Source organism: Paenibacillus sp. Marseille-Q9583, from assembly GCF_976954365.1.
In genome coordinates this window covers 308456-319589 of record NZ_CDRJTB010000001.1, presented here as the reverse complement: position 1 = coordinate 319589, position 11134 = coordinate 308456, and the positions used below count along the sequence as shown (strand labels likewise).

General features: G+C 42.5%; 9 protein-coding genes. 5 read left to right on the top strand and 4 right to left on the bottom strand.

Annotated features, from left to right (window positions below):
* Positions 1 to 272 precede the first annotated feature (272 nt).
* Positions 273 to 821 carry a LemA family protein gene (locus tag ACWNM1_RS01355; RefSeq protein ID WP_449599277.1) on the top strand — a complete coding sequence of 183 codons (549 nt, stop codon included), beginning with the start codon at positions 273 to 275 and terminating at the stop codon, positions 819 to 821.
* A gap of 55 nt (positions 822 to 876) precedes the next feature.
* Entirely contained in the window at positions 877 to 1512 is a 636-nt protein-coding gene (locus ACWNM1_RS01350) for a response regulator (RefSeq protein ID WP_449599276.1), read from the top strand.
* Here the strand turns inward: ACWNM1_RS01350 and ACWNM1_RS01345 are convergent.
* Positions 1483 to 2154, bottom strand: a complete 672-nt coding sequence (locus ACWNM1_RS01345) for a Crp/Fnr family transcriptional regulator (RefSeq protein WP_449599274.1) — start codon at positions 2152 to 2154, stop codon at positions 1483 to 1485. The genes ACWNM1_RS01350 and ACWNM1_RS01345 overlap by 30 nt on opposite strands.
* Before the next feature lie 202 nt (positions 2155 to 2356).
* On the opposite strand from ACWNM1_RS01345, the gene ACWNM1_RS01340 reads away from it, so the two are divergent.
* Entirely contained in the window at positions 2357 to 7435 is a 5079-nt protein-coding gene (locus tag ACWNM1_RS01340; RefSeq protein WP_449599273.1) for an AAA family ATPase, read from the top strand.
* The gene (locus ACWNM1_RS01335) at positions 7432 to 8085 is read left to right on the top strand and encodes a response regulator (protein ID WP_042192856.1); all 654 of its coding nucleotides are present in this window, start codon (positions 7432 to 7434) and stop codon (positions 8083 to 8085) included. The genes ACWNM1_RS01340 and ACWNM1_RS01335 overlap by 4 nt, the downstream gene beginning before the upstream one ends.
* Before the next feature lie 136 nt (positions 8086 to 8221).
* Here ACWNM1_RS01335 and ACWNM1_RS01330 read toward each other — a convergent pair whose 3' ends face one another.
* Positions 8222 to 8401, bottom strand: a complete 180-nt coding sequence (locus tag ACWNM1_RS01330; protein WP_449599407.1) for a DUF2752 domain-containing protein — start codon at positions 8399 to 8401, stop codon at positions 8222 to 8224.
* A gap of 85 nt (positions 8402 to 8486) precedes the next feature.
* Complete coding sequence (locus ACWNM1_RS01325; RefSeq protein ID WP_052404459.1) at positions 8487 to 8825, bottom strand: DUF4234 domain-containing protein; 339 nt, start codon at positions 8823 to 8825, stop codon at positions 8487 to 8489.
* Positions 8826 to 9043: 218 nt separating this feature from the next.
* Between ACWNM1_RS01325 and ACWNM1_RS01320 the strand changes: the two genes are divergently transcribed.
* Positions 9044 to 9385 (top strand): zinc ribbon domain-containing protein YjdM, encoded by a 342-nt coding sequence (locus ACWNM1_RS01320; RefSeq protein ID WP_042131582.1) that lies wholly within the window; start codon positions 9044 to 9046, stop codon positions 9383 to 9385.
* 72 nt (positions 9386 to 9457) lie between these two features.
* Here the strand turns inward: ACWNM1_RS01320 and ACWNM1_RS01315 are convergent, their stop codons facing one another.
* Complete coding sequence (locus tag ACWNM1_RS01315; RefSeq protein WP_449599405.1) at positions 9458 to 11113, bottom strand: histidine kinase N-terminal 7TM domain-containing diguanylate cyclase; 1656 nt, start codon at positions 11111 to 11113, stop codon at positions 9458 to 9460.
* Between the last annotated feature and the right edge of the window lie 21 nt (positions 11114 to 11134).

Sequence of the window (11134 nt, the reverse complement as noted above, 5' to 3'; positions counted from 1 at the left end):
ATGATTCGCCTGTTTTTATATAGTAGTTGTTTGGGTAGGTGTTAAGCGTTTTTGGCTCCGTTGCTCTTCAAGTAGACGTTTCATCCATTGCTGAATACTTCTGCTCTGCTATAAAACTCCTTTTACATACTTATATTATAAAATTATCCATTTTGTAATATGACAGAAGTGATGACAACGCTCACTATAACCAGACAAGTCTTTTAATTATAATGAATCAGATGGTCCAACTCTTCCAGCCTATTCAATTAAATACACAAGAGGTGATGTAGATGTTAGGAATCGGATTGGTCATCGCTTTTACAATCGGAGCTTATTTAATAGCTGCTTACATTCGATTGTTTAGCATGCGTAATCGTGTAAAAGAATCTTTTTCTACTATAGAAGTTTATTTGCAGAATCGGTTTGAGGCCTTAACTGAAATTGCGGAGATGGTTATTGCTTATGCCGCACATGAACACGAAACATTGGCGTTAGTACATAGAATAGGTGCGGGTTTAAGTGATCATCATTCTCCGGTTGAGAAGCTGACTAAATATGTGGAAATGGAAAAGTATGTTCATTCGATCAATGTTCAGGCAGACTATTATCCAGAGCTTAAGGCCAGTGATCCATATATCAAATTGCAACAAAGGATAAATATTTTAGAGGAAAATCTATCTGCTAGTAGACGTATCTATAACGAAAATGTGACAAGCTATAATTCGATGATAAGTACTTTTCCTAATTTTTTATTTGCAGGGGCTATTGGATTTAAGTCGGAATTCCTGCTCAAGATGGAAGGGGCCAAACGGGCAGAAGTTAATTGGACGGTAACCTAAGTGGACTTGATATAGAGAATTAAGATTGTCATGAGATTTAGAGGGAGGCGTTTCTATGAAAATCGTTATTGTGGATGATCATCCTTTAGTTAGAAGAGGGCTGGCATCTGTCATTTCAATGCAGCCAGGTGTGCAATTCGCTGGTGAAGCTACGAATGGTCAAGAAGCATTTGATGTGATTGAAGGGACAAAGCCAGATATTGTTCTCATTGATCTTAAGCTTGTTGATGAATCGGGCTTGGATATCATTAAGACAGCACGTGCTCGCGGCATGGTTAGTAAGTTCATTCTGTTGACTTCCTCTGCGAGCAGAGAGGATTTTTTGAGGGCTGAAGAAGTACTAGTAGATGGATATGTCCTAAAAGAGGCACTGCCGGAGGAGTTACTCTTTGCTATCCAGTTGGTGCATAAAGGGAGAAAGTACTATGATCCTGGTCTAATGGAAGAAAAGATGCGTATTAGCGGCAGCAGTCCGACGGATGAGTTAACACCGAAAGAGAAGGAAGTACTGATTGAACTTGGACAAGGTGCTTGCAACAGAACGATTGCTGCACGTCTATATATCAGTGAATTTACGGTGAAGAAGCATGTCAGCCAGATTTTAGCGAAGCTGCAGGTTAATGATCGGACACAGGCAGCATTGTACGCAAACGCGATAGGGCTAACGAAATATGAAATGTGTTATGAGTAGAAATATAACATTAGCATTAAATACGAGGAGGTGTCTCAGTAGCAGTTCATAGCTCTTGGGACACCTCCTGAATTTTTCTTTTTTTGCAACATGGACCCGCTCCGTCGACAGATGTTCAATCGACCTGAGAAGTGTGCGCATTTCGGCGCTTTCTCCAATCAGTTCACCATAACGCTCTTGTTCCTCGGATTCATGAAGCTTCATGATGATCTGACTTTTCGAGTGTTCTTCCAGTACACGTTCGTTGCAATTTTGGATTCTCTTGATCATGGATTCGATGATCTGGCTCCGGAACTCGCGATTTTTGTCCATCAACAGCAGCATGCCATTTCTGGATACGGATATTACATGAACGTTATCGATCGCTTCTACATGTGCGCTGATGGGGTCTCCGGTAAGACAGGACATTTCCCCGAAGAACTGGCCTTTCGAGAGTATAGCCAATTCTACCTTTATTTCCGCACTAATAAATACTTGTACCTGACCGGATACCAAAATATAAACCCGCTGGCTGACCTCGCCCTTTTTCATGATAAGCTTGCCGGGTTCATAATGCTCTTCTTGCATTTCTGGAGCTAACTGCTGTAATTCTTCATCGGACAGGTGCTCAAGCATAGGGTAGTCTATGTAGGAAAGATGCAATTTGAATCCTCCTTCTGTGGGGATGATTGAGTATTTTTCCTATATTATCACAATGCAATTTTATAGATGTCATATGACAAAATAGATGACAAAGTTAATTACAACATAGGATTGTATGGCGAGATCAGATGATATAATGAGTATAATTGCTTTGCGAGATTGCTTATTCTGTCTACCTAATTGTAACTAGGGAGTGCTGTTCATGTTTGAGTTGCAAGGATACCAAACTTTAGATCTGATAGAGACTACCTCAGATATCAGGCTGTACAGACTCCTACGTCAAGAAGATGGCCTTAGGGTTATTGCCAAGACAACTACAGGCGAGTACCCGGGATCTACTATGGTTGATGCTTTTCGTCATGAGTATGACATGCTTAAGCGACTTAGCGGTCGTGGAGCAATCGAGGCATATAGCCTGGAAATCACACCGGATCGGCCAGTCCTTCTCCTAAAAGATATAGAGGGGAGTACGCTGGATCAGATACTGCGTACACCTGATTCACTGGAGCTTCCAGTGCTGCTTCGGATCGCCATCGCTGTTGCTGATTGCCTTATGCAAATTCATCGTGAAAAAATAACACTAAATGAACTGACCCCCGCTCATCTAATCGTCAATCCAATTACTTTTGAAGTGAAATTTATTGATATACGAATGTGCTCTACTGAAAATAATACTAGTCCGTTGTTACCCTTAAGCGGGCGGCCGGATACCTTGCTTCCTTATATATCGCCAGAGCAAACGGGTCGAACTGGGTTGAACCCGGACTATCGTTCTGATTTTTATTCGCTTGGAGTCATTATGTATGAATGTCTCTCAGGCAGTCGCCCCTTTGAGCTTCATGATGTTGTTGATATTGTATATCGTCATATTGCAGATACACCTGAGCCTTTACATCGCAGGTTTCCCACTATCCCTCTATCTGTCTCTGACATTGTTGGTAAATGCATGGAGAAGATGCCTGATGCGAGATATGCCAGCGCCTTTGGAATCAAGTCGGATCTTGAGGAATGTCTATCCCACCTACAACAATACGGGTACATCGAGCCCTTCCTGTTAGGAAGCTGGGATATTCCGGAACGCTGGATGGTATCGGAACGATTCTACGGAAGACATTTTGAGAAACTAAGCTTACGAGAAGCACTGAAACGAGCATCACAAGGTGCTGTAAAGACGGTCTGGCTTAGTGGTGAGAGTGGTATCGGCAAAACGACCTTTCTAAAAGAAACGCTTAGAAATTCGATTTCTTTGGATGGTTTTTTCGCCAGAGGCAAATTCGAATCTCTACATACCTCACTCCCTTATGGCATCTGGCATCAAGTTATAGAAGAATTGGTCAGTCAACTGCTGATGGAAACGAAGCTGCAGGTGGAGGTTTGGAAGCTGCGTATTTTACAAGCAGTGGACAGTTACGGGCAATTATTGATCGAACTTGTCCCTAAGCTTGAGCTCTTGATTGGCCCCCAACCTTCCGTGCCTCCGTTGCCGCCGCTGGAAGCTCAGCATCGATTTCAATTAATTATGAGCCGATTTATTCAACTCTTTCCCCATGAAGATCATCCTTTGATCTTGATATTGGACAATCTGCAATGGGCGGATGAAACATCGCTGCAATATCTCACTTCACTTATAGAGGACACGGCCACGAGTCATCTGCTAATCGTTCTTTCCTATCGTGATCGGGAAATCACGAGGCTGCACCCACTCAGTAGGCTGGAAAAGCATTTGATAGACCGTAACGTAGTGATGAGTAGAATATCTCTACAAGCGCTTGAACTCACCGATTTAAAACAACTGCTACTGGATGTTATGCGTTACGAGGCTGCTGACTTGGACGAGTTAGCGCGGGTACTTTTGCATAAGACAGATGGGAATCCACTATTTATTAAGCAATTCCTTCAGGATTTAATTGATGATCAGCGAGTGGAATTTGACGAGGATCTTCGAAGCTGGAAATGGGACCTCCAGCGCATTACTGAATTGAATGTTCCTGATAATGCAGCAGCCTATCTTTCAAGTAAGTTACAGCAATTTCCTGATCAGACGGTGTATGCACTTAGTAGAGCTGCATTACTGGGCAGCATATTTGATGTGGGTACGCTTGCCCAAATTACGGAGATTCCGGTAGAGACATTGACCGAAGCGTTGGAAGTCGCTGTAAATGGACGTGTGCTACAACCTGTTAACGGGAAGGAATATACGCATTTTAAATTCCAGCACAACCGCATTCATCGGGCGGCTTATGCTCTTGTTCCCGAAGAGGTACGCCCAGAGCTACATTGGAGGATTGGCATGCTATGTCTAGGCCGCAGCTCTCTTAGTGAAGGAACGATTCTATTTGAAGCGGTCCATCATTTCAATCAGGCGCTTACATGGATAGATCGCCCCGAACAGAGGCTTCAACTGGTAGAGCTGAACTTAAAGGCAGGGATAAAAGCGAAGCAAACGACTGCACATGAGACAGCCTTACAATATATGCTTCAGGCAACAGCGATACTAGAGGAGCAGAGCTGGGAGGAGCATTATGGGCTAACCTTCCGGGTATTTCGTGAGAGGGCCGAGCTCGAATACTTATGTTCACATTTTGATAAGGCCAATGAATTATTTCATCTGTTAATCCATAAGGCTGCGACAAATACGGATAAGGCTTACATCTACGCGATGAAGGTTCAATTGGAAGCAAGTAATGATAACCATGAAGAGGTTATCTCCTTAGGTCGGCATACATTATCGCTATTGAAAGTGAGCCATCAATTTGATCCTAGCTATGTTCAATTGACGCTTCAATGGTTAAGATTGCGGCGCAGATTACAGAAGGTCTCACTCGAATCGCTTAATCTTTTACCGCCGATGACCGACGAGGCTCGTAGAGTCGCAATGACCACTTTAGATCATACGAGCAATGCCTGCTTCTATGTCAACCGAGATGGGTGGCTCGCTTCTTCCTTCACCATGATTGAATTGACGCTCGATTATGGGATGACTCCGGAGGCTTCCATTGGATTCATAGGCTATGCAATGTTTCAATACTATTACTTCCGTAATGATGAAGAAACATTTAAATGGGCCATGCTGGCATGCAGCTTATCGGAACCCTATCCGAAAGTGCATATGACAACCTTAGCTGCGTTCGCAATGTGCTACGATAGCTGGCGGCATTATGATCCAGCTATGCTCCGTATGTTTACAGATAAAGCAGGTAAAGTGGGACTGGAATCAGGTGACTTATGGAAGGGCAACCAGAGTGTGCTAATCAACTGTGCCTCCCTTTTGCAATTTGGCCATCCGTTAGGCGATATCTATGATCGGTTAATTGCTCATTCCGGTGATTTGCTGCGCCATAACAACAGTCTTCATTGTAAGCAGGCTATCATAGCTGCAGCTACTCTAGTTCGATTGACAGGTTATCGCTCTCTAGATGATCCATTTAACATCGCAGAGATTAGCGAACCTGATTTTGCACAATCGGTTCATGGAGATACCTTTAATTTTATACAAGAAATGGTCTGGATACACCGATATTTGACAGGTTATGTATTTGGGGAGTACCGCGAAGCCAGTGAGGCATTAGCGAAATCAGCTGCCATTATAAAATCACGTGAAGATGGCTTAGACAGTCCTATACAGACCGTGTATGAATGTTTAGTCTGGGCTCAGTTGTATGAGGAATATAACGCTGAAGAGCAACGTGTATACCGGGTAAAAATGCACAGTCGGCTGAAAAAAATGAAAAAGTTTGCTAAGCGTTGCCCGGAAAATTATGAGCATAAATATTTGTTGATGAAGGCTGAGCTGACTCGCCTATCGCGAGATCCACGACAAGCTGAAGCCTTGTATGAGCAGTCTATTGAGGCTGCTCGTATCAACGGCCATATTCACGATTTAGCGATGGCGGCGGAATGCTACGGCAAATATGGACTTCGTCATGGTAAATTACATCTAGCAAGAATCTATATGACTGAGGCCTACGAGGCTTATCTGCAATGGGGCGCAAAGGCTAAAGCGGCTGACCTTGAGCAGCAGCATAGTCATTTGCTGCATATTAAACGGGAGCCCGGGCTCGATCGAGTAGATTCCCTTTCTGTAGTTATGTCTGCTCAAGCTTTATCGGGCGAGATGGAGATGAGTCGATTATTGGCCACGCTGATGCGGATCATGCTCCATAATGCTGGGGCCGAATATGGGGCAGTTATTTTTGATCATGATGGCAAATGGATGGTTGAAGCTTACGGTACCTCAGAGGCTCAGCATATCGAATCTGTTCCTCTCGGGGAAGAGTCAGATCTTGTTCCGGCAGCGATCATAGCCTATGCAGCAAGAACACAGGAGCAGGTTGTATTACATGATGCGCTCAGTGAGGGGATATTTACGCGTAACGTTTACGTTAGGAAGAATAGACTGAAATCGGTTCTTTGTCTTCCTATCATGAATCAGAATAAATTGGTTTGCTTGCTCTATTTGGAGAATAACCTATCCCCGGGTGTATTTACGCCAAGTAGACTCGATGTGCTCAAGCTGCTTGGTTCACAATGCGCAATCTCAATCGCTAACGCCAAGCTGTATTCGGGAATCCAATATCTTAAAAAAAATCTAGAGGACCAAGTTGTAGAAAGAACTCGTAGTCTGGAGCGTTCGATGCGAGAAACATCTGCGGCTTTGGCCGAAGCTACCGTCTTTGAGGAACGCAATCGTATTGCCCAAGAGATTCATGATATTGTTGGGCATACACTTACATCGACGATTCTGCAGATTGAAGCTGGCAAGCGGCTGCTTCAGAAAAAAGATATAGATAGTGGCTTTCAGCGATTGGTTGAGGCACAGGATCTTGTTCGGCATAGCTTGAATGAAATCCGCGGCTCTGTCCATATGCTGAAGGAGGACAAGTATTCGGACCTCACGGTCATGTTGAAGCAACTGATACGCGATACTGAACGTAATGCGGGCGTTGTAGTCCATGCCATTATTTATGATCTGCCGGAGGCCATGTCAACAGCCTATAAAAAGGCCATCTATCATGCTTTGCAGGAGGGCCTAACGAACGGAATCAGACACGGTAAGAGTACGGAGTTTCATTTTAGTCTGGAGTCTGTCGGAGCAAATTTACAGTTTAGGCTCAAAGATCGTGGGTCAGGAGATAGTCATATAGTGATGGGTTTTGGACTTAGGACGATGAAAGAACGGGTGGAGCAACTGGGAGGTAGCTTATCCATCGATTCAGAAATGAATGAGGGCTGTCTACTGGAAATCGATCTGCCAATGCGAAGGGTTGGGAATAGAAAATGAGTAAGATAAAGATTGTAATTGCCGATGATCAATTGTTGACGCGTGAAGGACTTCGTACCATTCTGGATCTGGAGGATGATATGGAGGTGGTCGGCGCTGCCAAGAACGGGGAAGAGGCCTGCGAGATGGTGGAAGCATTCCAACCCGATCTGGTACTGCTTGATGTTCAAATGCCAATCATGAATGGGATCAGTGCACTAAAACGGATCAAGCAGATACGTCCGGATATATTCATTCTGATTTTAACCACTTTTATAGAGACCGATTATATTGTTGAGGGTATGGCATTTGGAGCAAGCGGCTATATGCTGAAGGATATGGATGCTGATAAAATGATTTCTTCGATCCGTGATACGATATCCGGGCAATTTATTCTGCCAGCTCCGGTAGCAGCCAAATTGGCGACGAGGATGAATAGATTGACGGAGGAGTACGAACATTGGCAAAGATCCAATGTAGATCGTATGAGTCTGACAGAACGGGAAGAGGAGCTGGCGCAGCTCATTATCCGGGGACTTAACAATCGCGAAATTGCCGATACACTGCATATTGCGGAGGGGACAGCCCGTAACTATATTAGTAATCTTTATAGCAAATTAGAGGTGGTTGACCGGGCTCAAGCGATTGTGCGCCTTCAAGCTATAATGTAAACATAGTTGATGCTAACGAATTACTGTAGGGGCCAAGTAATCAAACATCGGAAAATTTCTCAGTACTCCAAATGTAACGGTTAGGATCAACATCACAGCCATAATTCCATGGCTAAGTGGTTGGATACGTTTCTTTTCAGTAATTATACAACATATACAGAGGCGCTAGAATAAATAGCAACGGGTTAAATCTAAACGCCTGAACGAAGTCGAACTTTAACGAGGATAGAATAACTCTTGTGATTCCACATCCCGGACAATAAAATCCAGTCCATTCATGAAATAGACAAGGTATACCTAGATTGGTTAAAGGCATCCATACCGTGAAATACAGTAAGCCAAGGAGACTTAAGGACACACTCCAAAATAGTTTAGGGTGTGTCCTTCTATGAGTCGTAAAATTATACCAATTTGTTAACATCAGATTGCACCAAAGCGTATGTGACAATACCAAAACTAAAGATTGTGAGGATCACGTACAGAGCTGAATTATCGGATACGAGATAGCCGCGTTGTCTTTGAGCTTCTGCAACATGTTTACCGATCTGGTAGGCCCAAACCAGGCTCCATATCCCGCAAGTAATCAATGTTAGAAGAAAATGCTTTCCTCCTGTGAATGTGTAGTCTCCACTTAGCTTTCCTACGTCATTCGTTAGAACAATAAACCAAAATATTCCATATATTCCACATGTAATTAATGACAATATAATGGAAAATGCGACACTCCTTTGACTAATCACTGTTCACTCTCCTATGTATTTATATGAAAATTTTACATTATTATCATAGACAATTGTGAAAATATATACAAGATAATATTTGGTAGTTTGTTTTTTAATAAACGTGGAACAAGCTTACTATCTGGATATAGTGGATTCCTTCATGAATATGAAATATACTTTTAAAGATTAGCCGCAAGACAGCTAGAATTTGAACTACGATTGGAGAAAATGAAACAATGTCTAATTTACCGAACTGCCCGAAATGTAATTCTGAGTACACTTATGAAGATGGAAGTCTACTAGTCTGCCCGGAATGTGCACACGAGTGGACATTAGAATCAGAGTCTGAGAATAGTGAAGATCAAAAGGTTATCAAAGATGCCAATGGCAATGTATTAAACGACGGCGACTCAGTAACTGTAATCAAAGACCTTAAGGTAAAAGGAAGCTCATCTGTTCTGAAGATAGGTACCAAAGTCAAAAACATCCGTTTAGTGGACGGAGATCATGATATTGATTGCAAAATTGATGGGTTTGGAGCTATGAAATTAAAATCCGAATTTGTTAAAAAGATATAAAAGAAAGAATCAGCATACCTTCGATAGAAGTAGGGCTGATTCTTTCTTTTTTAGGTAATATTTAAAGGCGTGTCATCTTATGATTTCAACAATTTGGTTTCGTCCTGCATTTTTGGCTTGATATAAAGCCTTGTCCACAGATTCGAATAAATCATTTAGTTGATTGGTCGGACTTTCTGCATACTGCTCTGCAAAATTATTAATGGACAGTAGTCCCATGCTTACAGTGATGGATACAGAATGAGCAACCTCATCCACATGTACTTTATTAGCCTCTATCATGAATTTGATATGCTCTGCCCAGAGGTTTGCTTGTGTGTGGTTCGTATTTGGTAAATAGACGATAAACTCTTCCCCGCCATAGCGTGCCAGAATATCCGTCTCCCTTAGCGATTGCTTAATGACCTCTACCGTGCTGCAAATTACAACATCGCCCACTAAATGGCCGTAATTGTCGTTCACCGTTTTGAAAAAGTCGATATCCAGTAGAATGATGGCAAAAGGCTGCTTCAATATCATATTTTCTATAATCTCTTGTTCTAAGTACTGCGTTAAGTAATGACGGTTATAACAACCTGTTAAGCTGTCGGTTATGGCCATCTGCTTGAGTTTTTGGTTGGTCTGAGAAAGCTCATTCTGGATTTCAATTAATGCCAGATTACGCTCTTGCAGGACCTCGTTCTGCTGATTAGTCTCAGCAATGAGGCGATGCAGCTCGCTTCTATCCTGAAAGGTGAGAATCCGTCCAACCATGATCTCGCCTACGACAATGGGTTCCGCTGTAATATTGATGTATGCTTGGAGCGAGGTGTAGAATACTTCAACTTCGCTTCTCTCCATGGGCTGTTTAAGATATGTATGTTGAAACAATCGGAAAGCGCTGGCAGTCTGCTCCAGGGGTGTTAGCGCCGATAAGTCGAAGCGATCACCGATCTGTAGGTTGATTTTTGGCAAAAGCGATCGGTTGATCTCTACTACAGTCTCGTTATCATCCAGTACAAGAATACCTAGTGTGAGTGTGTCAATGATATCCTGATGAGCAATGGTTACGAGATCAAATATTTTATCACGATGGATGGCAATGACGAAAAAGATGGCAGAGATTAGTATCCCCAGAGAGGTCATCCCCGGAATCACTGGCTGAGATTTAAACAGTACTACATTAAGAAAGACATCCAGTAATACAAATACAGTCAGCACTATCACACCTTTGAGTACATGAGTAACCTGTTTTTTGATCCGCTGTGTGGCGTTCGATATAAGTGCTGAATAGATGATATACAGAGAAATAATAATGGTGCAGATCAAGAAGAGAATAAACAGCCAAAAAAGCGGACCATAAGATCTTTCAACATATCCACCATGCATTGGCAGTACAAAGCTTTGCTTTGGATTGACGATCACTCCAATTAAGATCAATGCTGCGACAATGTATAGGATCAGCGTTTTCTTTTTTCGGAGGAGATATGATTTTCCAGTGAGAAATATCGTAAAAAGGAGCCATCCAATCGTTAACAGTATCGAGTCAATAAAAGCGAGCTTCACATAAAACAATTGAACATCGGGATCCGCTGTAGTTTTGAGAGCAAATTGACAGAAGGGCCATAACATCATCGTGAAATGGAAAGTCAAGTAAACCTTATGTAAGTTAGTGATTGTTACAGTAACAAATATGTAGATGAATAGAACGAAAAGAACGAAGAATAATGATAAGTCAATCCATGTCATGACATTCAATTCGGTAACACC

Coding starts and splice junctions, on each gene's coding strand:
- ACWNM1_RS01315 (WP_449599405.1), bottom strand. CDS start 11,113: ATGACATGGATTGACTTATCATTATTCTTCGTTCTTTTCGTTCTATTC.
- ACWNM1_RS01355 (WP_449599277.1), top strand. CDS start 273: ATGTTAGGAATCGGATTGGTCATCGCTTTTACAATCGGAGCTTATTTA.
- ACWNM1_RS01335 (WP_042192856.1), top strand. CDS start 7,432: ATGAGTAAGATAAAGATTGTAATTGCCGATGATCAATTGTTGACGCGT.
- ACWNM1_RS01320 (WP_042131582.1), top strand. CDS start 9,044: ATGTCTAATTTACCGAACTGCCCGAAATGTAATTCTGAGTACACTTAT.
- ACWNM1_RS01340 (WP_449599273.1), top strand. CDS start 2,357: ATGTTTGAGTTGCAAGGATACCAAACTTTAGATCTGATAGAGACTACC.
- ACWNM1_RS01330 (WP_449599407.1), bottom strand. CDS start 8,401: ATGCCTTTAACCAATCTAGGTATACCTTGTCTATTTCATGAATGGACT.
- ACWNM1_RS01350 (WP_449599276.1), top strand. CDS start 877: ATGAAAATCGTTATTGTGGATGATCATCCTTTAGTTAGAAGAGGGCTG.